The 19862-nt window shown below is 69.6% G+C and carries 18 protein-coding genes and 1 pseudogene; 9 read left to right on the plus strand and 10 right to left on the minus strand.

All coding sequences use genetic code 11. The annotated features are described in order from the left end of the window. The first annotated feature begins 56 nt into the window (after positions 1-56). From ABZ664_RS07020 to ABZ664_RS07035, 4 genes are all read left to right on the plus strand, one after another. Entirely contained in the window at positions 57-629 is a 573-nt protein-coding gene (locus ABZ664_RS07020) for a hypothetical protein (RefSeq protein ID WP_362504220.1), read from the plus strand. A gap of 298 nt (positions 630-927) precedes the next feature. After that, a complete protein-coding gene (locus ABZ664_RS07025) occupies positions 928-1233 on the plus strand; it encodes a hypothetical protein (RefSeq protein WP_362504223.1) in 306 nt (101 codons plus the stop codon). Between the two features lie 97 nt (positions 1234-1330). Next, complete coding sequence (locus ABZ664_RS07030; protein ID WP_362504226.1) at positions 1331-1876, plus strand: hypothetical protein; 546 nt, start codon at positions 1331-1333, stop codon at positions 1874-1876. A 265-nt stretch (positions 1877-2141) separates the two neighbouring features. Beyond that, positions 2142-3611, plus strand: a complete 1470-nt coding sequence (locus ABZ664_RS07035; protein ID WP_362504229.1) for an aldehyde dehydrogenase family protein — start codon at positions 2142-2144, stop codon at positions 3609-3611. A gap of 222 nt (positions 3612-3833) precedes the next feature. On the opposite strand, the pseudogene ABZ664_RS07040 reads toward ABZ664_RS07035, so the two are convergent. Next, positions 3834-4824: pseudogene (locus tag ABZ664_RS07040) on the minus strand (transposase); the annotation flags it as partial. A gap of 27 nt (positions 4825-4851) precedes the next feature. Here ABZ664_RS07040 and ABZ664_RS07045 point away from each other — a divergent pair. Next, the gene (locus ABZ664_RS07045; RefSeq protein ID WP_362504232.1) at positions 4852-5022 is read left to right on the plus strand and encodes a hypothetical protein; all 171 of its coding nucleotides are present in this window, start codon (positions 4852-4854) and stop codon (positions 5020-5022) included. Positions 5023-5221: 199 nt separating this feature from the next. Here ABZ664_RS07045 and ABZ664_RS07050 read toward each other — a convergent pair whose 3' ends face one another. Then, positions 5222-6313 carry a Gfo/Idh/MocA family oxidoreductase gene (locus ABZ664_RS07050; protein ID WP_362504235.1) on the minus strand — a complete coding sequence of 364 codons (1092 nt, stop codon included), beginning with the start codon at positions 6311-6313 and terminating at the stop codon, positions 5222-5224. A gap of 263 nt (positions 6314-6576) precedes the next feature. On the opposite strand from ABZ664_RS07050, the gene ABZ664_RS07055 reads away from it, so the two are divergent. Both ABZ664_RS07055 and ABZ664_RS07060 read left to right on the plus strand, forming a co-directional pair. Next, on the plus strand, positions 6577-7548 hold the full coding sequence (locus tag ABZ664_RS07055) for a LacI family DNA-binding transcriptional regulator (protein WP_362504238.1): 972 nt from the start codon (positions 6577-6579) through the stop codon (positions 7546-7548). Continuing rightward, positions 7545-8498: an aldose epimerase family protein gene (locus ABZ664_RS07060; RefSeq protein WP_362504241.1), complete on the plus strand. Its 954-nt coding sequence runs from the start codon at positions 7545-7547 to the stop codon at positions 8496-8498. The genes ABZ664_RS07055 and ABZ664_RS07060 overlap by 4 nt, the downstream gene beginning before the upstream one ends. Positions 8499-8640: 142 nt before the next feature. On the opposite strand, the gene ABZ664_RS07065 is transcribed toward ABZ664_RS07060, so the two are convergent. The 4 genes from ABZ664_RS07065 to ABZ664_RS07080 form a co-directional block, all read right to left on the minus strand. Beyond that, positions 8641-9285, minus strand: coding sequence for a LysE family translocator (locus ABZ664_RS07065; protein WP_362504244.1), 645 nt, complete (start codon positions 9283-9285; stop codon positions 8641-8643). A 52-nt stretch (positions 9286-9337) separates the two neighbouring features. Continuing rightward, positions 9338-10852: a DUF6297 family protein gene (locus ABZ664_RS07070; protein ID WP_362504247.1), complete on the minus strand. Its 1515-nt coding sequence runs from the start codon at positions 10850-10852 to the stop codon at positions 9338-9340. Between the two features lie 80 nt (positions 10853-10932). Further along, on the minus strand, positions 10933-11574 hold the full coding sequence (ccmA, locus tag ABZ664_RS07075) for a heme ABC exporter ATP-binding protein CcmA (protein WP_362504250.1): 642 nt from the start codon (positions 11572-11574) through the stop codon (positions 10933-10935). 101 nt (positions 11575-11675) lie between these two features. Beyond that, positions 11676-12542, minus strand: a complete 867-nt coding sequence (locus tag ABZ664_RS07080; RefSeq protein ID WP_362504253.1) for a LysR family transcriptional regulator — start codon at positions 12540-12542, stop codon at positions 11676-11678. Positions 12543-12617: 75 nt separating this feature from the next. Between ABZ664_RS07080 and ABZ664_RS07085 the strand changes: the two genes are divergently transcribed. Then, entirely contained in the window at positions 12618-13142 is a 525-nt protein-coding gene (locus ABZ664_RS07085) for a cysteine dioxygenase family protein (RefSeq protein WP_362504256.1), read from the plus strand. 61 nt (positions 13143-13203) lie between these two features. Here ABZ664_RS07085 and ABZ664_RS07090 read toward each other — a convergent pair whose 3' ends face one another. From ABZ664_RS07090 to ABZ664_RS07105, 4 genes are all read right to left on the minus strand, one after another. Then, entirely contained in the window at positions 13204-13950 is a 747-nt protein-coding gene (locus ABZ664_RS07090) for a PspA/IM30 family protein (RefSeq protein WP_362504259.1), read from the minus strand. Positions 13951-13960: 10 nt separating this feature from the next. Beyond that, the gene (locus ABZ664_RS07095; RefSeq protein WP_362504262.1) at positions 13961-14692 is read right to left on the minus strand and encodes a hypothetical protein; all 732 of its coding nucleotides are present in this window, start codon (positions 14690-14692) and stop codon (positions 13961-13963) included. Next, positions 14692-16533 (minus strand): substrate-binding and VWA domain-containing protein, encoded by a 1842-nt coding sequence (locus ABZ664_RS07100; protein WP_362504265.1) that lies wholly within the window; start codon positions 16531-16533, stop codon positions 14692-14694. The genes ABZ664_RS07095 and ABZ664_RS07100 overlap by 1 nt, the downstream gene beginning before the upstream one ends. Positions 16534-16776: 243 nt before the next feature. After that, on the minus strand, positions 16777-18123 hold the full coding sequence (locus ABZ664_RS07105; RefSeq protein WP_362504268.1) for a M20/M25/M40 family metallo-hydrolase: 1347 nt from the start codon (positions 18121-18123) through the stop codon (positions 16777-16779). A 281-nt stretch (positions 18124-18404) separates the two neighbouring features. Here ABZ664_RS07105 and ABZ664_RS07110 point away from each other — a divergent pair, with 281 nt between their 5' ends. Beyond that, complete coding sequence (locus ABZ664_RS07110) at positions 18405-19799, plus strand: aspartate aminotransferase family protein (protein WP_362504271.1); 1395 nt, start codon at positions 18405-18407, stop codon at positions 19797-19799. The last annotated feature ends 63 nt before the right edge of the window (positions 19800-19862 follow it).

A 19862-nucleotide genomic window follows, 5' to 3' on the forward strand; every position in this document is an offset into this window, starting at 1 on the left:
GACGGCAAGGAGCGCTTGTCTTCACCCTGCCTTCTAAAAATTAGAAAAGGATCATTATGGACGTGCAGTCGGCTATCAGTCACTATAAGTCGTTAATAAACGAACTTGAATGGCTTGGGCCTTGCATGGGGTGGACCGTGATCACGCCGCACCGTGACATCCTTCCGTTAGAAGAAGTCGTGGCCCGTCTTGGCCTCGACCCAACCTCAGCGTATACATCTGGAACCGGCATATTTGGCGAAGTATCCCTCGGGCAAATTAATTCATCAACAATGTTATTCGAAGCCAACGCTATCTCCTATGTGGGGCAACCATCCGTTCTGGGTGCTATCAGTGAGAATGCTGAGGTGTGGCATGTCTCTTGGACTGGTACAGCCCAAAAAAAGCTTCGCGTTGCCAGGGATGGTGAAATAATAGTTGAAATCCCTGACTTCGACTATAAGATGGCTAGAGGGCCTCGAGTGGATATAATCAGTTTAGAAATGGGCTTGCTGCGGCAAGTCGCTCGACGTCGCTGGCCAACACTTTCCGCTACCGCCATGGCTATTATTGAAAAACGAACTGGAGCTCATCTTAATAAAGAGTGGTTAAGCACTCCTCAATACACTGTTTCTGTCGACACCCTTTAGGGGGAATACATAGCTTCGTAAAACTTGACCAGCGGGACCGCAGTTAGGAGCCGTTCTCGTTGTAACACTTTGAGCTTGTTGTTTAACTTCGGACCCGTACATCTGCTGTTATAGGCCATACCAGGCTGTGACAGCTCGGACGCCGGACGTGAAAGTGGCCACCGCCTCATCGTCGCGTCACCAAGACGTCACGATGAAGGCGGTGGCCGTGAGGTCCATGCTGACACGCGTTGCGGTATGCAGCCCAGATGTGCACCAGGAAGGTCTCCGTACCGAAGCGCTGGCGTATGAGGCGATCTTGCGTCACACCGTGCTGGTCATGGCCACCCTGGCCATCTACGCGGTCAGCGCGGCCGACGCCTGGTGTCGCACCGATACCCAGGCCCCGCCACCGGTCAGGCCCGACCAGCGGCCACCCGCCGAGCCTGGCATGATCCCGCTGACGGTCGCCGAGATCAAGCGCCTGTTCAGCGCCGCGACCACCCGCACATCATCGCTGGAACACACCGCCCATTGGTCAGCCTGGCGACGGCGACACCAAGCATGCGCCCGCTGGTTCCACCGCCGCGCCCACCTGGCCACGGCATACACACAGCTCAGCTAACAAATGGCGGCTGCCGTACCAGGTGTCAATCGTTACAATTGACAGGTCGGACCATGCAATCCAATTCGCGCCTAGCTGACTGAATGGACCCATCTACGTGAGAACCTTCCCTGCCGAAGGGCAGAAAGATCTTGTGGTTGATTATGGCCTCTATGATTCGTTCTTTGCAACGTGGGTCGACATCGAAGACATCAATGCCGTGGCCGCGCACCTAGAAGTCGCGCCAGCGGTGAAAAAGGTATGCGACTTCCCGGCCGCTGTGCGTTCATGTGAACCCGACCCCAGGGTTCAATGGTTCTGGATAACTCGACATGCGCCTGGCTGGTCTCATATTCTCACCCTAAGTGGGGCAAGCCCGGACTCAGACGTCCTTAGTCTCAATCGCCGACGTGTTTTCGAGCTTGCATATATTGGGGGAATCGAGGAGCTCTACCCTCTGGCCTACACCTACGATGGTGAATCCGATGCTGAATTCTTCGATATTCCCGAATACGCCCCGTACTGGGAGGATTTAATTTATACTCACCGTATTTCGGAAGATGAGGAGTTCGAGCAGGAGCTGATCATCATGGGTAGAATCACCGGGCGATTTTACGATCAGGAATTCTTCTCCTCGCAAGGGTTGCTGTGCAGGATGCCATGATCTCCTGACTCGTTGACTCACCCTTTTGGTGCGCGCTTGAAAAGGTGGCTATCTGGCCCGGCGACGGGAAAATGGCCCACGGCGCCGGTCGCGGCGGCGTTCTGAGCAAGACCGGCAGGGCGCACGCGTACACGCCGGTGAGCAGCAGACCGGCCAGGGTAGAGGTGATGTTGTACCTGCTTCGGTTGGTCGGTCGACGGAAGGGAAAGCGCTTACCGTCGGGCGGGTAGCCTGGCGTGGCAGGCTCCGCTGAGGAAAGGCTTTCGTGGTGATCCACTCAATCGACCCCAGGACCGGCGAGTCCTTCGGTGATCCCTTCCCGCTGACCTCGGACGACGAGGTGGACGCGATCGTCGGTGCGGCTCTCGCGGCCGGGGCCGCCTGGCGTTCCGCGGACCGGGCGGCGACGCTGGAGGCGGTCGCGGCGGCGCTGGAGGCGAACGTCGAGGAGCTCTGGCGGGCCGCCGACGCGGAGACCGCGCTCGGGGAGACCAGGCTGCGCGGGGAGGTGGCGCGGGCCGCCGGGCAGTTCCGGCTCTTCGCCCAGGTGCTGCGGGACGGCGGGCACGTGGAGGCGGTGATCGACCACGCGACGGCCCAGCCGCCGGTCCCCGACCTGCGGCGGATGAACCACCCCCTGCCCGGTGTGGCCGGGGTCTTCGCGGCGAGCAACTTCCCCTTCGCCTTCTCGGTCGCGGGCGGCGACACGGCCTCCGCGTTGGCGGCGGGATGCCCGGTGGTGGTCAAGGCCCACGACGGGCATCCCGGCACGTCGGAGCTGTCGTGGCAGATCATCCGGGGCGCCCTGCCCGACCCGGCACTGCTCGGCCTGGTCCGCGGACTCGACGCGGGTAAGCGGCTCGCGAGGCACCCGTCCGTCGCGGCCGTCGGGTTCACCGGCTCCATTCCCGGGGGCAAGGCGATCCAGGCGCTCATCGCCGAGCGGCCCGACCCCATCCCGTTCTACGGCGAGCTGGGCAGCGTCAACCCCGTCGTCGTGCTGCCCTCGGCCGCCCGCGACGGCCTCGCCCAGGGGTTCGCCGCCTCGCTCACCCTCGGCACCGGGCAGTTCTGCACCAACCCCGGACTGGTGTTCGTCCCCGACGACGCGGACCTTCTGGCGTCCATCTCCAAGGCGGTCTCCGAGACCGTGGGCGGGCCGATGCTCACCGAGCGGATGCGGGGTGGTTTCCAGCACGGGCTGGCCAGGCTCGGCAGGCTCACCCCGCTCGCCGAGGGAAGGCCCGGCGAGGGGGCGTTCGCGGTGACCCCGCAGGTGTTCGTCACCGACCTGGCGACGTTCGCCGCCGACCTGCCGGAGCTCGTGGAGGAGTGCTTCGGCCCGGCCGCCGTCGTGGTCGTCTACGCCGACGCCGCCGACCTGCCTGCCGTACTGGAGAGGCTGGACGGCTCGCTCACCGCCACGGTCCACGCGACCGACCCCGCCGAGGCACACGAGAGTGCCGAGGTGCTGCTCAGGAAGGCAGGACGGCTGATCTGGAACGGCTGGCCGACCGGTGTGGCGGTCCGCTGGGCGATGCACCACGGCGGTCCCTGGCCCGCGAGCACGGCCGCCGCCCACACCTCGGTCGGCGCCGCCGCGATCCGCAGGTGGCTGGTGCCCACCGCCTACCAGGACTGGCCGGCCGAGCTTCTGCCGCCGGAGCTGCGTGACGACAACCCCCTCGGCATCCCCCGCCGGGTCGACGGAGTCCTCGTGGAGGGGCACGCCTGACGCCTCCCGGCGGTTCCTGGACCCGCCGGAGAGGCGCCTTGTTGCGGCGTGCCCCCCACCGGCCTCGCCGATGCCTCTTCGGCGCGCCGGCTCTACCGGCCCGAGGGGAGAACCCGAGGAACGGACGGCTCGTGAACGACGGGTCGTCCGGGTCCGCGGTGCCGGGCCGACGCGTTCTCAGCCGATCTCGCCGATCCCCGCGTGCATGGTGGTGGCGACGGCCCCGCACTGCGAGCACATCTTGGAGGAGGGGAACCACCGGTTGATCTTGGCGAAGGTGCGGCCGTAGCGTTTCGCCCTGTACTCCAGCATCCCGACGAAGGCCGACCAGCCCGCGTCATGGACGCTCTTGGCCAGCCGGGTGCGGGTCAGGCCCCTGACCGACAGGTCCTCCACGTAGACGGCTTGGTTGTCACCGATCAACTGGGTGGAGAGCTTGTGGGCGAAGTCCCGGCGCGTATCGGTCACCCGGGCGTGAGCGCGGGCGACCTTGACGACGGCCTTGGTGCGGTTGTTCGACCCCTTCGCCTTACGGCTGAGGGCTTTCTGCGCCTTGCGGAGCTTTTTGGCCGCTCGGCGCAGGAATCGAAGGTTGTCGATCTTCCGGCCGTCGGACAGCACCGCGAAGTGGGTGAGGCCCAGGTCGACGCCGATCTCGGCGGTGACCTCGGGCAGCGGCTCCTCGGTGGTCTCGACCGCGAACGAGGCGAAAAATCTGCCCGCCGCGTCTTTGATCACCGTCACCGACGACGGCTCCGACGGCAAGGTCCGTGACCAGCGCACCACCACCTCGCCGATCTTCGGCAGGCGCAACCTCCCACCCGCCGTGACCGTAAACCGGGCGTTGCGGGTGAAGCGGATCGCCTGGCGGCTGTCCTTACGCGACCGAAACCGGGGCAAGCCGACCTTCGGCCCCTGACGCTTGCCGGTGATGGAGGCGAAGAAGTTGCGGTAGGCGGTGTTCAGGTCGGCCAAAGCCTGCTGCAACACCACCGCCGACACCTCGCCCAGCCAGGCGCGCTCCGGCGTCGCCTTCGCGGCGCTCAGCCGCCGGGACAACTCCCCGTCACACAGGTAGGCCAAGCCCGCCCGGTGGGCATCCTGGCGGGCGCGCAGCCCGTCGTTGAACACCACCCGCGCACCCGAACGCCCGCGCCGGCGCCTGATGCTGAGCGGCGTCCGGATAGAGCCGGTACCGGTAACGAAGCTGCACGGCACCGATGGTTCCATGACGGAGCGTATGAGTGTTCGACAACTCTGCGACAACCTGGGGCACCGGATCGGCGTCGCCCCCTTCACCGGCGAACCCACCATCGTGGAGCGGCACGGGGAGCCACGCGCCGTCCTGGTGTCTTACACCTGGTGGGCCGAGTGGCGCGACCAGGAAGGTCAGGGCACGGTCGCGCCCTAGCGGGCACTCTCGCGCGGGCCTTCACTCCCGTGCGTCGGTTCTCAGGGTGGCGGCGGACGCGGCCGGGGCGGAGAGGACCGCCAGGGATAGCAAGGCGGTGAGCGCGACGGCTCGTTTCACGGTGATTCCTTCACTGGTCAGGGGGGGAGGCTGGTGCGGCCCCGGTGGTCTTTCTGGTACTGGAGCGGGCGCACCCAGGTCAGGGGTGGACACGCCCGCTCCAGGGCACCCGCAGTTCCGAGTAGAGCGCGAGCCGTTCCGCGCTCGCCGCCGTCACCTCGGCGATCCTGGGCAGTACCCGGCGCTCGTCGCCGACCTCCTGGAACACGTCCGGTATGGCGAGCGGTTCCGGCGCGAGCCGTACCGCCTCCAGGACGCGCATGAAACCCGCGGTCCTCTCCAGGGGTACGAGCAGCTCGGCGCCGTCGCGGAGGTGCGCGACGAGGTTCTCCAGCAGGTCGGTCCTGGGGTGGACGACCGAGGTCCCGTCGAACTCGACCCGGTCCTCGGTGTAGGTCAGCCGGATCCGCCCCCTCTCGCCGTGCACGATGAGGTACGGCTCATGCCGCCGGTCCGCGCACAGCGAGGCCGCGACCGTCACCGTCGTCCCGTCGTCCATCCGCACCCGTACGCACGAGGTGTCGTCCGCCTCGATCGCGTTGGCCCGGTAGAGCTCGACCTCGACGTTCTCCACCGCCGCGCCGGAGACGGCGAGCGCGGTCGCGGTCGCGTGCGCGAGCGGGTTGGTGAGGACGCCGTCGCCCGTGGGAACGCCGCCGGCCTCGCGCCTTCCCGCCCACGGCACCCGGTCGTAGTAGGAGTAGGGACGCTCCCACGCGCCCGCCGCGCCGATCCCGGTGACCCGGCCGATCGTCCCCTCGGCGACCATTCGCCGGATCGCGGGGATCGCCTCGGAGCCCAGGCTCTGGAATCCCACCTGGCAGGCGAGCCCGGTCTCCCCGGCCACCGCGACGATCCGCAGGTAGTCGGCGTACGTGGCGGCGGGCGGCTTCTCCAGCAGCACGTGCGACCCGGCGCGCAGCGCCTTCTCCGCCAGCTCGGCGTGGGTGTGGATGGGGGTGCACAGGATCGTCACGTCGGCACCGGTACGCCCGATCAGCTCGACCAGGTCATCGGAGAACTCCGCGCTCTCGGGCAGGTCGTCGACGGGCCGCACGTCGCATACCCCCGCGAGCCTCACCAGCCCGGCCTCGGTCAGCCGCCGCACGTTCGACAGATGCCACCAGCCGTGCCCGTGCGCTCCGGCGAGCACCACGCGAACCGGTTCCATTGCGCCATCTCCCATCGCGGTCCCGGGCCCCGGCATCCTGCAACCGGTTGCAAGAAACATTGATGACATCTGCGATTAACGTCAAGGGCCCAATTTAGTAAGGCGCTTCCCATCTGCGCGTTTTTCGATATTTCCGATCGCCAGGGCGACGCGATCGCTCCCGTATCGTTTGGCGGACCGTCCGATCTCGACGTTGACAGTCGCGCAACCGCTTGCACTAATGTGCTTCAAGGCCCCATGGTGGGCCAGGGCGAAGGAGCACGGTGGCAGCGACGATCAGGGATGTGGCACGGGCGTCGGGGGTGCACGTCTCGACGGTGTCCCGCACCTTCTCCGCGCCGCACCTGGTGAACGCCGAGACCCGCAACCGGGTGCTCGCCGTCGCCGAGGAGCTCGGCTACCGGCCCAACCGTGCCGCGCGGGCACTCACCACCGGCAGGACCCACAACATCGGCCTCATCGTCGCCGACATCTCCAACCCGTTCTTCCCGCCGCTGATCAAGTCCGCCCAGGCGCAGGCCAGAGCCCGCGACTACCACGTGTTCGTGGCCGACACCGACGAGGACCCGCTGGTCGAGGAGGAGCTGATCCAGACGCTCGCCAAGCAGGTCGACGGGGTTCTGCTCTGCAGTCCCCGGCTGTCCAACCGGGTCATAGAGCGCCTCCGCGCCGACGTGCCGTTCGTGGTCGTGAACCGCAGGGTGAGAGGCATGCCGACGATCCTGATGGACGTCGGCCAGGGCGCCCGCCTCGCGATCGAGCACCTGACCCGGCTCGGCCACCGCAGGATCGCCCTGCTTCTGGGGCCGACCGGCTCGTGGACCAGCGGTGAGATGCGCGCCGCCGCGACCGCGATGGACGGCGTCGAGCTGGTGATCCTCGGCCCGAACGCGCCCACCGAGCAGGGCGGCCTCGCCGTCGCCGCCGAGGTGATCGCCGCAGGGGTGACGGGCGTGCTCGCCTACAACGACCTGGTGGCCATCGGCCTCATCGAGGGCCTGTACGAGCGCGGCGTACGCGTCCCGGACGAGGTCAGCGTGGTCGGCGTCGACGACATCGTTCCCGGACGGCTGAACCGCCCCAAACTGACCACCGTGGCCATGCCCACGGCCGCCGCCGGGCGGATGGCCGTGGACCTGCTGCTGCAGTCGTTCGACGCCGGCGCCACCCCCACCCTGGCCACCCTGGACACCAGCCTGGTCGTCCGTGAATCCACCGGAGAGGCACGAAAATGAGCTTCGGAACCACCCCGTCGGGCGAGCGAGTCGAACGGCACGTGCTGTCGAACGGGCCGATGCGTGCCGCGATCCTCAGCTACGGGGCGATCCTGCAGTCGCTGGAGGTCTCCGGCGTCAACGTGGTCCTCGGCTACGACAACCTCGGCGACTACCTGACGCGCAGCCGCTACTTCGGCGCGGTGGTCGGCCGGTACGGCAACCGCATCGCGGGCGGACGCTTCACCCTCGACGGCCGCGACCACGAGCTGCCGATCAACAACGGTCCCAACAGCCTGCACGGCGGGCCGCACGGCTTCGACACCCGGGTCTGGCGGATCACCCACGCCTCGGACACCGCGGTGACCCTGGAGTACGTGAGCCCGGACGGCGAGGAGGGCTATCCCGGCACGCTCACCGTCGCGGTCACCTACACGCTGACCGCCGACGCGATCCGGATGGACTATCGCGCGGCCACCGACGCGCCGACCGTGCTGAACCTCACCAACCACTCCTACTTCAACCTCGCCGGGGGCGGCGACGTCCTCAAGCACGTGGTCCGTATCGACGCCGACCACTACCTGCCGGTCGACGCCACGCAGATCCCGACCGGGGAGATCGCCCCGGTCGCCGGGACCCCGTTCGACTTCACCTCGCCGCACGAGATCGGCGAGCGGATCGCCGACCCGCTGCTCGGGGACGGCTACGACCACTGCTACGTCCTGCGCGGTGGCATGGAGGTCCGCGAGCCCGCCGGAGGGCTCACGATGGAGGTCACCACCACCGAGCCGGGCGTGCAGTTCTACACGGGCAACTTCCTGGACGGCGTCGCCACCGCGTACGCGAAGCACGCGGGCCTGTGCCTGGAGACCCAGCACTTCCCCGACTCGCCCAACCAGTCCCACTTCCCCTCGGTGGTCCTGCGTCCCGGCGAGCGGTTCGAGTCCACCACCACCTACCGCTTCACCTGACGGGCACCGGGCCCTCCGGAAGAATTTCCGGAGGGCCGGGCAGGGAGGTCCTTCCGAGGGTTCGGGACTCATGTCCCGCCAGGCTCCTCGGCGGGCCGGAAAAGGGAGGGCGGAGGAGGCCGAGGCGGGGTGTCTGCCCCGCTCAGGCCTTGGCCGCGGAGCTCTCGCCGCCGAAGGCCGCGACGGCTCCCAGGCCGAGGTAGACGAAGCCGCTGGTGACGTCCAGGCGGCGGCGGGCGCGGGCCGAGCGGCGCAGGCGGCCCGCCACGGCCGAGGAGAGCAGGGCGAAGGCGCCGTCGCTCGCGATGCCGAGCACCGTCCAGATCAGGCCGAGCAGCACGATCTGCGGGGCGATCGGTCCGGCCTGCGGGTCGGCGAACTGCGGCAGGAAGGCGAGGAAGAAGATCGCGGTCTTCGGGTTGAGCACGTTGACCACGAAGCCCTCCCAGAACATCCGGGACCTCGTCGCCATCCTCGGCTCGAAGGAGTCCTCTCCGTTCGAGCGGGTCATGAGCTTGCGCACGCCCAGCCAGACCAGGTAGGCGGCACCGAGATACTTGACGATCATGAATCCGGTCGACGAGGCCGCGAGCAGGGCACTGACGCCCAGGGCGGCGGCGGCCACGTGGACCAGCGAGCCGAGGTGGATGCCGAGCACCGATATCAGCCCGGCGGACCGGCCCTGGGCGACGCTGCGGGTCACGATGTAGAGGACCGCGGGCCCCGGTACGAGCAGCAGGGCGAGGGTCGCGGCGGCGAAGAGCGCGAGTGTGGACAAATCCGGCATAACCGGATCGTAGAGGCGTCGACTCCCCGGCGCCTCGCATTTTCACCGTCGGTCAGCTCCGCACGGACCCCGCCCGGAGCAGATAGCCCAGCAGGACGGCCGTACCGGCCAGAGCCTGGACGGCGAGAAAACCGGCGAGGGAGGACGGCCGGAGACCCAGAGCGAGCGTCAGCGGGAGGCACCCGAGCACCGCGAGGTCCACGCCGGTCAGACCCCAGGTGAGCGGGCCTGTCGGTATCGCCCCTCCCGGCGTCTCGATGACCGGCATGGAGTGGTCGATCGGGTTCCGGCGGGCCATCCGCAACCCTCCGGCGGCCAGCGCGGGGGCCGCGAGCGGTCCGAAGAGCCACCACGGGCCCGTCCCGAGCGCGCCCGTCAGGGACATGAAGGCGAGGGCGACGGTCAGCCAGGCGCCGCCCAGCAGCGTCGGCAACAGCGATCTGGCGGCCAGAGCCGCGCGGGCGCCGACCCCGAGGAGCCGGGCCAGAGCCGGATTGTCGCCGTCGCGGCGCGTGCCCGAGATGCCCGCCGTCGCGGCGGTCAGCGCCCCGGCGAACACGACTCCCGTCACGACCGCGCCGACCTCACCGGCCGCGAGCGCCGCCAGCGCGGGCAGTGCCGCACCCCCGAGCAGGGCGGCCAGGCGGCCCGGGCGCCGTCCAAGGCGACGCCAGTCCTGCCAGGCCAGGGCGAGCGGTGCGGGCAACGGCGGCCAGGGGCGCGAGCGCAGGGTGCGCCCCCGCCAGTGGTTGTCCTCGGCGATCCAGGTCAGGGCCGACGGATCCATGCCGACGGCGGCGGTGCTCACGCGACCCGCCCGGGTGGAGGCGGAGAGCACGGTCCGCGCCGGAATCCCGGCCAGGGCCGACCACGCCCTCCACCCGAGCAGGGCGGCCGCCACGGCGGCGAGGGCGGCCACCGACGCGCCGTGCGAGGCGGGCGCGTTCGCGATCTCGGCCACGAAGCGCCGCGTCGGGCCGCTCGCCGCCGACAGCGCCGCCGCCGCTGCCAGCAGGGCGGTCACGACGACGACCGCGTTCAGCCACGGCTGCCAGCTCTGTGACGACTGGGCGAGTACGGTCAGTGCCATGCCGCCCACACTCGCCGAGACACCCAGGATCACGGCGGTGGCCAGTCGCAGCGCGAGCAGGTCCGGCGCGCCGAGGACGGCGAGCGCACCCACCCCGAGCGCGACCCCGGCCAGGACGGACCCCACCAGGAGAATCGTCGCCGTCCGGCCCAGCACACCACGGCGGTGCAGCGGGGACAACAGCAGCCAGGCGGCGTCGGCGGACGGCAGCGCGACGGGACCGATCGCGCGGGCGGCGAGGAGAAGGCCGGCGTAGGCGAACGTGACCAGGGCGAGGCCGGCTCCCGCTCGCCACGGGTCCACCTGCCGGGAGAGCGAGGCGAGCGCGGAGGAGAAGGGTTGGGCCAGCACCACGAGCAGCATCGCGAGTCCGAACAGCCGCACGTAGCGGTCCAGCCAGCTCGCGGGGGCGCCACGGCGCGCTCCGACGAAGGCGCGGACGCTCCGGACCGTGCTCACGCCCTGGCCCGCGCTCACACCCGGCGCCGTGTTCGCAACCGTGCGTACGCCTTGGTCCGTGTTGGCACCTGGCGCCGCGTTCATGTCGTGTTCCGCGTTCACGATCGGCTCGTCGCCTGTCCGGCCTCCAGCACGACCCGGCGGGCCCGGGTGTTCTCGGCGAGCCGGTGGTCGTGGGTCGCCATGACCACCGTGCCGCCGGCGCCCGCGTAGTCCGTGAGGATCGTGGCCAGGCGCTCGCGGAACATCTCGTCGAGCCCACGCTCCGGCTCGTCCAGGAGCAGCAGCCTGCTCGGCCTGAGCAGGGCGGCCGCGAGCGAGAGCCGCTGCCGCTGACCGGTGGAGAGGGCCTGCGGCGACGCGTCGGCCCGCTCCCGGAGGTCGAACGACTCCAGCGCCGCCTCGACCTCCAGCCGGGCCGGAGCGTGGACGGCGTACGTCAGCTCCAGGTGCTCGCGCACCGTCAGACCCGGATACCAGGCCGGTTCGTCTCCGACCAGGGCGACGTCACGCCAGAAGCCGGCGTCGTCCCTCGGCGGGCCGCCCAGGACGCGCAACGCGCCGGAGGGCGTGGGGTGCAGCCCCGCCAGGCAGCGCAACAGCGTCGATTTTCCCGCGCCGTTCGCGCCGATCACGGCGATGACCTCGCCGGGGGCCGCCGTCAGGCCGATGTCGCGGAGCACGGGATTGCCGCCGAGCTCCACGCTGAGACCGCTCACCGTGATGATCGCTGTGGACACCATTCGAGCGTAGCCACTGCCGGCCCCGCGCGGGTCACGACGATCGCCGCGACCCGTGGCGGACTGCCCGCGCGTTCGGCCGGGGACCGATCGCGGGCGTGTCAAGGGCAGGTCACCGAGGTCAGGGCGCTGAGCAGGGCGGTGGTGGCCGGGGGGGCGGGAGGCTCGCCGTAGGTGGCGGCGTAGACATGGCGGGTCGAGCCGGGAAGCTCGGTCGTGGTGACCTTCGGATGCCGGTGGGCGTGCAGGGCGAGTCCCGGCAGGGCGCTCACCCCCACCCCGGCGGCGACGAGGGCCTGGACGGCGACGACGTCGTCGGTGGTGAAGGCGATCTCCGGCTCGAAGCCCGCCCTGGCGCACAGCTCCAGCAGGTGACTGCGGCACCGGTCGCAGCCGCCGATCCACCGGGAGTCGCGGTACGAGATCAGCTCGCCGACCGGACCGGAGGTGATGAGGTAGCTGGGATCGTCCAGCAGGGGGAGCAGCCGGATCCCGTCGGCCTCGGGGGCGGTGTCGTCGTAGCGGAAGATGACCGCCACGTCCACGTATCCGGCCTTGAGCATGCGCAGCGCGTCGGGAGGCTCGGTCTCGGTCAGCCGTAGCTCCAGGCCGGGGTGCGTCCCGGCGAGGGCGGCGGCGGCCTCGGGCACGAAGGTTCCCAGGGCGGAGGGGAAGGCCGCCAGCCTGACCCGTCCGGCGCGCAGGCCCACGTGCGCCGACAGCTCGGCGGACGCGGAGTCGAGACGGCCGATGATCTCGATGGCCCGTTCGGCGAGCAGGCGGCCCGCCTCGGTCAGCCGGATGCCCCGGCCGGCCCGCTGGATCAGCTTGGCCCCGGTCTCGGCCTCAAGCTTCGCGAGATGGTGGCTCACCGACGGCTGGGAGTAGTGCAGCTCCCTCGCCGCCGCGGTCACCGAACCGTGCCGGGACACCGAGGCGAGGACGCGAAGTCGCACGATATCGAGCATGTATCAACTTTATCTATGAATGGCGGGAAAGATGGGCATTAGACGTTATGGATCCCTCCGGAGCATCCTTGAGGCATGACAACCTTGACGCTCACCCGCCCGGGCCTGGCCGAGTTGGTCGCGGGGGTCCGGGAACTCGCCGACCCGTCCGCCGACCCTCGGGCGACGGCCTTCGCCGTGGCGGCGCTGCTGCGTGAACGGCTGCCGTCCCCCGAGATCCTCACCGAGGAAGAGCGCCTCGGCGACCCCGACCACTACGTCGGCCACACCCTGCACACCGAGGATGCCTTCTCGGTCGTGGCCGTGGTCTGGCGGCCCGGACAGAAGACCGTGATCCACGACCACGTCGCGTGGTGCGTGTTCGGCGTGCTGCAGGGGGTGGAGTACGAGACCCTCTACCGCGACCATGGCGACCACCTCACCGAGATCGGCAGGACCGCCAACCAGACCGGCGAGGTGAGCGGTTTCGCCCCGCCCGGTGACATCCACCGCGTCCACAACACGGGCGACGAGACGGCCATCTCGCTTCACGTCTACGGGGCCGACCTCGGCGCCGCTCCCACCAGCGTCCGCCGCGTCTACGACCTGCCCGTCCGCTGAACGAATCCCGCCCCGTCGGCGAGTGAGCCGAAGGGGCCGACGCAGGGAACCGCGCTCTCGCCTACTTCTCGACTTCGGGCTTCCCGTCCGGGTGCAGGCTCTTCCTGATGGCGTCCAGGCGGGCGGCGCCCTCGGCGTCGATGGCGGCGCGCTCGACCTCGATCATGCGGGCCTCGACGGAGCCCGAGGTCAGCTCGGCCTCACCCAGGGCGCGGGCGTAGCGCTTCTCGATCTTGTCGCGGACCTCGTCCATGGTGGGGGTGTCGCCGGCCGGGGTGAGGCCCGACAGGTCGGCCATCGCCCTGTTGAGCTCCTCCTGCACCTTGGCCTGGTCGAGCTGGGAGAGCAGTCGCATCCGCTCGGCGATCTTCTTCTGCAGGGCCATCGCGTTGGTCTCGACCGCGGCCCGCGCCTGGGCCGAGGCTCCCGCGGCCCGCTCGTGCGCCAGCCGCGACTCCTGCTGCGCGCTCTCGGCCGCCACCAGGCGCGAGGCGAAGGCGCGGGCCGAGTCCTCGTACGACGAGGCCTTGCTCTCGTCGCCCGCGGCCCGGCTCTGCTCGGCGAGCAGGAGGGCCTGGCGGGCGTTGGCCTGGAGCCGCTCGGTCTCCTCCACGGAACGGGCGAGCCTCATCTCCAGCTCACGCTCGTTTCCGATGACCGCCGCGGCCTGCTGGCTCAGCCGCCGGTGTTGCTCCTTGGCCTCCGCGATGGCCTGCTCGATCTGGACCCGGGGGTCGGACAGCTCGTCCAGCCGCCCGGAGAGGGCGAAGACCAGGTAGCGCCAGGCCCGACGGATGACCTTGAACATGGGGGACTCCTTATCGATCCAGCGCGTCGCGCGTGATCTGTTCGGTTTCGTGGAGGCCCTGGCGGACTCCTTCGAGGGTGTCGGCGAGTTCGTCCAGCACCCGCAGTGGCTCCAGCGGTCCGTTCGCCGACACCGCGGACAGTTCCACCAGCCGGGCGAGGAGCCCTTCGATGCCGATCGCGCTCGACTCCATCCGGGCGAGCACCCGCTGCCGGGTCGCGGAGAGCCGCTCGACCACGGCCCGCTGGGAGTCCAGCGAGGCGAGGGCACGGTCGAGGTCCTGGGCCAGGCCGGGTCCCGCCTCCTGCCGGGCCCGCGCCAGCCTGGCCCGCTCGTGTTCGAGCATGTCGAGGTCGAACCTGGCCAGCGCGGTGCCGGTGAGCGATGCCTGCTCGGCCAGCCGCTCCAGCGTGGCCGTCGAGTCGTCCACCTGGGGACGCATCAGTGCGATCCTTTCGGCGAGCGGGCCGCGCTCCAGCGAGGCGCTCAGCTCGCCGAATCCGTGCGCGGCGGATCCGGCCCGTGCGAGCCAGTACTCCTCCTGGCTGCCGAGGGTGACGGCGGGCCGGTCGCGGTCCCCGCGCTCCGACAACGCCGAGATCCCGGCCTTGGTCAGCCAGACGACGACACCGACGAACCCCGCGGCGATCGGGTGCACGCTGACGGCCCACGCGGCACCGCCGGCGGTCGCGCCCAGCAGCAGCCCCCATGGGTCCTTGAGTTCGTCGACGAAGCGTGCCATCAGAAGTTGGATACCACCGCGGTGAACACCTGGTCGATACTTCCGGGTTCGCGAGAGTCGTACGCGGCGGCGGCGGTCGCCTCGGAGATCTGCTTCAGCACGTCGAGGTCGGCGTCCTGGCCGTAGGCGATGGTGAACATCCGCACCGTCTCCTGGCCGGCCTCCGTACGCAGGTCGGGCAGCAGGTTCTCCAGGGAGAGGCTGTCGGGGTCCTCGTTCTTGCCGTCGGTCAGGAAGACCACCGCGTTGATCGCGTCACCGCCGCGCAGCTTGCGCACCTGCTCGTGGGCGGCGAGCGCGGTGTCGTACAGGCCGGTGCCGCCGTCGGGGGTGAGGCCCTCAAGCCTGGCCCGCAGCTTCTCGCGCTGGGCGTCGTCGACGGCGGAGAGCGGGGCCAGCTCCAGATGGTCCCTGTCGCCGTCACGCTTGGTGGAGAACATCCACAGCCCGACCTTGTCGTGCGCGGCGAACTGGGGCAGCGAGTTGATCGCGGCCTGCTTGGCCAGGTCGAGCTTGCTCTTGCCGGTTCCGGGCACGGTGGCGCCCATCGAGCCGGAGACGTCGATGACCATGAGGACGTTCGCGGGCTTGCGCAGGTCGGCCCAGCCGGTGAGCACCTTGTCGAGCACGTTCGGCGCGGGCGGGCTGAGGGTCGTCTTCGGCTCGGCGGGCAGCAGCCCGTTCGCCTGGGTGATCAGCTTGCCCGGCTTGCCCTCGTGGGAGCGGAAGGCGAACTCGGCGAACCGTTCCTGCTGCTCAGGGGCCTGCAGGTGCGCGAGGAAGTCGGCCGCCACCGCCCGCTTGGCGTCGTCGACCCATGGGGCGCTCAGCACCGCGTACGGGTTGTCGGAGTAGAGCGTGCCCTCCTTGGGATAGATCGCCGCCAGCGGCACCTTGGGCTTGGCGTGCTTGCCCAGCGTCGCGGGGTCACCGGTCGGGTTGCCCTGGTTGTAGTCCCAGACCGACTTCTCCTCCACCGCGACCGCGGAGATGTAGCTCAGGCCCGCGCCCGCGTCGTCGGCCCGCTGCAGGTTGGACAGGAACGTCAGCGTCGTGTCGCCGTAGTGCACGATCGAACGTTCCACGTCTCGGACGAAGTCCCTGGTCTTGGCGTCGGCCACGTTCTTCTCCGACAGGTCGCCCGACAGGCCCGTCGCCGCGAAGTAGGCGCCGATCGTGGCGTTCAGACCGCTGGTGGAGAAGTTGGGGTTGGTCTTGCCGAGCTTGAACCTCCCCCATTCGGGGTGGTCGTACTTCGCCCACGATCCGGCCGACACGGCGAGCACGTCGGACCAGCCGAGCTTCTTGTCCGGCCAGCCCAGCGCCTGGGCCATAGGCATGGGCATCGCGACGACCAGCGGCGTCTTGGCGATCGACGGGTTGTCGGCGGTGACGAGGGAGGCGGAGTCGTTTCCCGCGGCGCGCTGCTGGAGCAGGGTGATCCAGCCGCTGCTGGCGGGCGACCACACGTCGGGGCGGGGGCCGTCCTGGCGTTCGTCCCAGCCCCTGGCCAGCGCCTGCATCGCGCCGCCGCTCGCCTTGGTCTCGATGACGACGTCGGCGCAGCGCCCCTGCACGGTCTTGCCGTTGTAGTCGGAGGCGATCGTCCTGAGCAGCTCGGCCTTCTCCGACGAGGCGGCGACGGTGAGGGTGACGCCGTCGTCGCACGTCTTGGACTTCTCGCCGGTCCCCGGCGCCTCCGACGCCCCTGACGCCCCCGCTCCTCCGGGTTCGTTCCCGCCGACGAAGATCCGCAGGGCGACGATCAGAGCTCCGGCGAGAATGATCGCGACGATGAACGGGGCGAAGTTCCTACGCCGTCGCTGCGGTTGCTGGTACAACCCTGCCTCCTGGGGGGATGTCTGTACTTATCCGACGAACGAACCGCCCCGAGAGTTCTCCGCGACCGGAGTTCGTCGCGGGCGCGGGAGCGGGCGGGGGAGGGAACGCTCCGCGATCGGAGACGCGAGCCCCGGAAAAACAGGGCGATCGGAGGGGGCCCGTACGCCAAGGGCACTCCCGGTAATCACCGGAAGTGCCCGATGGATGTCGGTCGTCGGACCGTCGCGGAGGCGTACAGCCTGTCAGATCACGATGGAGGCGTACTCCTGCAGGAAGAGCGCCTCGGCGGTGGCGGTGCGGCGCAGTTCCTCGATGTTCACCCGCTCGTTGGGGGCGTGGATCGCCGCGTCGTCGTCCTCGGCGCCGAAGAGCAGGATCGTGGCGGCGGGGAACTGCCTGACGAGGGTGGAGACGAGCGGAATCGAGCCACCGGCACCGACGTCGCGCGGGGGACGGCCGAAGGCGCGCTCCATGGCCCGGTTCAGCGCGGAGCGGGCCGCGCCACCGGTGTCGGCGAGGTAGCCGGAGCCCATGGTGTAGTCGCCGACCTCCACCTGGACACCCCAGGGGGCGACCTGCCGCAGGAAGTCGACGACGGCCTCGACGGTCGTCTTCGGGTCGCCGGCCGGGGGAACCCGCACGGTCACCCGGGCCCTCGCGACGGCCTGCACCGCGTTGATCGCGCCGGAGACCGTCGGCACGTCCAGGCCGGTGACCGTGATCGCGTACGAGGCCCACAGGCGGTCGGCGAGCGAGCCGGAGCCGACCGTGGAGACGCCGTCGAGCACGCCCGCGGTGACGCGGAACTCCTCTTCCGACGGGCCAGAGCCGAGGAAGCTGCCGCGAGGCAGGCCGGGGACGCGGATGTCACCGTGGTCGTCGTGCAGGGCGGCGAGCATCCGGATCAGCGCCGCGAGGGCGTCGGGGGCGGCACCGCCGAACGAGCCGCTGTGCAGCGACTTCTTGAGGGTGCGCACCTCGACGGTGAAGGCGCCCGTGCCGCGCAGCGAGGTCGTCACCGCCGGGTCGCCGACGCGGGGGTTGCCGGTGTCGGCGACCACGATCGCGTCGGCGCGGAACAGCTCGGGGTTGTGCGCGACGAAGGCCTCCAGGCGCTCGCCCGCGTACTCCTCCTGGCCCTCGACGACGACCTTGACGCCGACCGGGAACCGTCCCTGGAAGGCGCGGAGCGCCGCGACGTGGGAGATGACGCCCGACTTGTCGTCGGCCGCGCCACGGCCGTAGATCGCGCCGTCGATCTCCGTCGGCTCGAAGGGCGGGGTGCGCCAGAGTGCGAGGTCGCCCGTGGGCTGCACGTCGTAGTGCGCGTACAGGAGCACGGTCGGCGCGCCGGGCGGGGCGGGGGCCTCGGCGTAGACGGCGGGGAAACTGCCCTCGACGGGGATCTGCCGGACGTGCGGCAGGCCGGTGCTGCGCAGCAGTTCCTCGGTCACGGCGGCGGCCGCGTGCACGGGCTCCTCGGGGTGGCCGGGAAAGGCCACGGAGGGGATGGAGACGAGCCGCTTGAGGTCGGCCACCGCCTGGGGCATGCCGGTGGCGACGGCGTTCTCGATCTCGTCAGGAGTCACGACTTTCCCCCGCATCTCAATATCTGGTGCGTCCTATTGGATCACAGCCGTGAGTACGGCCGCTCTCGCGCACGATTTCAGCACATCAGGGTTCCGCCAAGTGGAACCGGGGTTTGGGTAATGATCGGCCCGCCATCTCATCTGATCGCGGATTTCGTCGTTGTTACACGGCGGTTTTGCGGATTTCGAGGTTCTCGCACTTTAATGCCACGTTTTCACTTGGCAAGCGCTGTTCTGGCAGGCAGACTGTTGGAAGCCCAGCTCAACGAGGGAAGATCGCGATGACGCACCCTGAAAACACCGACGTGACCTCGCTCATGAAGGCCGCCCAGGACAACCTGTGGATGCACTTCACCCGGCACAGCTCGTACGAGGGTGCCGAGGTGCCGATGATCGTGCGGGGCGAAGGCTCCTACATCTACGACGTGCACGGCAAGCGCTACCTCGACGGCCTCGCGGGGCTCTTCGTGGTCCAGGCGGGGCACGGCCGCAGCGAGCTGGCCGAGGCCGCCGCCAAGCAGGCCCAGGAGCTGGCGTTCTTCCCGCTGTGGTCGTACGCGCACCCCAAGGCCGTCGAGCTGGCCCAGCGGCTCGCCGCGGAGACCCCCGGCGACCTCAACCGCGTCTTCTTCACCACCGGCGGCGGCGAGGCCGTCGAGACCGCGTGGAAACTCGCCAAGCAGTACTTCAAGATCACCGGTAGGCCGCTCAAGCACAAGGTCATCAGCCGCCAGATCGCCTACCACGGCACCCCGCAGGGCGCCCTGTCGATCACCGGCATCCCGGCCTTCAAGCAGATGTTCGAGCCGCTGGTCCCGGGTTCCGTCAGGGTGCCCAACACCAACCACTACCGCGCCGACGAGATCACCGGCATGCCCGGCATGACGCCCGAGCAGTACGGCTACTGGGCCGCCGAGCGCGTCGCCCGCGCCATCGAGATGGAGGGCCCCGACACCGTGGCCGCCGTCTTCGTCGAGCCGGTGCAGAACGCGGGCGGCTGCTTCCCGCCGCCCCCCGGATACTTCCAGCGCCTGCGCGAGATCTGCGACGAGTACGACGTCCTGCTCGTCTCGGACGAGGTCATCTGTGCCTTCGGCCGCCTCGGCACCATGTTCGGCGGGCAGAAGTTCGACTACGTTCCCGACATCATCACCTGCGCCAAGGGCATGACGAGCGGCTACTCGCCGATCGGCGCCATGATCGCCTCCGACCGTCTCTTCGAGCCGTTCAAGAACGGCACCGAGATGTTCGCCCACGGCTACACCTTCGGCGGCCACCCGGTGTCCTCGGCCGTCGCGCTGGCCAACCTCGACCTGTTCGAGCGGGAGGACCTGCTCGGCCACGTCACCCGCAACGAGCCGGTCTTCCGCTCCACCCTGGAGCGTCTGCGCGACCTGCCGATCGTCGGCGACGTGCGCGGCTCCGGCTACTTCTGGGGCATCGAGCTCGTCAAGGACAAGGTGACCAAGGAGACCTTCAACACCGAGGAGTCCGAGCGCCTCATCAGGGGCTTCCTCTCCGGCGCCCTCTACGAGGCGGGCCTGTACTGCCGCGCCGACGACCGGGGCGACCCCGTCATCCAGCTCGCCCCGCCGCTCATCTGCGGGCCGAAGGAGTTCGACGAGATCGAGTCCATCCTCCGCTCGGTGCTGACGGAGGCGTGGAGCCGCCTCTGAGCGCGCACGTCCGCGCCTTCCGGGCGCCGGATCCGCCGGAGTGACCCGCGCCGCACCCGTAGA

Origin of the sequence: Streptosporangium sp. NPDC006930, from assembly GCF_040635605.1 — a bacterium.
Taxonomy (GTDB): Bacteria; Actinomycetota; Actinomycetes; order Streptosporangiales; family Streptosporangiaceae; genus Streptosporangium.

Excerpts from the sequence above, each read along its gene's own strand:
- ABZ664_RS07045 (WP_362504232.1), top strand. The coding sequence starts at position 4,852 with ATGAGTGTTCGACAACTCTGCGACAACCTGGGGCACCGGATCGGCGTC.
- ABZ664_RS07080 (WP_362504253.1), bottom strand. The coding sequence starts at position 12,542 with ATGCTCGATATCGTGCGACTTCGCGTCCTCGCCTCGGTGTCCCGGCAC.
- ABZ664_RS07050 (WP_362504235.1), bottom strand. The coding sequence starts at position 6,313 with ATGGAACCGGTTCGCGTGGTGCTCGCCGGAGCGCACGGGCACGGCTGG.
- ABZ664_RS07110 (WP_362504271.1), top strand. The coding sequence starts at position 18,405 with ATGACGCACCCTGAAAACACCGACGTGACCTCGCTCATGAAGGCCGCC.
- ABZ664_RS07095 (WP_362504262.1), bottom strand. The coding sequence starts at position 14,692 with ATGGCACGCTTCGTCGACGAACTCAAGGACCCATGGGGGCTGCTGCTG.
- ABZ664_RS07060 (WP_362504241.1), top strand. The coding sequence starts at position 7,545 with ATGAGCTTCGGAACCACCCCGTCGGGCGAGCGAGTCGAACGGCACGTG.
- ABZ664_RS07020 (WP_362504220.1), top strand. The coding sequence starts at position 57 with ATGGACGTGCAGTCGGCTATCAGTCACTATAAGTCGTTAATAAACGAA.
- ABZ664_RS07090 (WP_362504259.1), bottom strand. The coding sequence starts at position 13,950 with ATGTTCAAGGTCATCCGTCGGGCCTGGCGCTACCTGGTCTTCGCCCTC.
- ABZ664_RS07085 (WP_362504256.1), top strand. The coding sequence starts at position 12,618 with ATGACAACCTTGACGCTCACCCGCCCGGGCCTGGCCGAGTTGGTCGCG.
- ABZ664_RS07065 (WP_362504244.1), bottom strand. The coding sequence starts at position 9,285 with ATGCCGGATTTGTCCACACTCGCGCTCTTCGCCGCCGCGACCCTCGCC.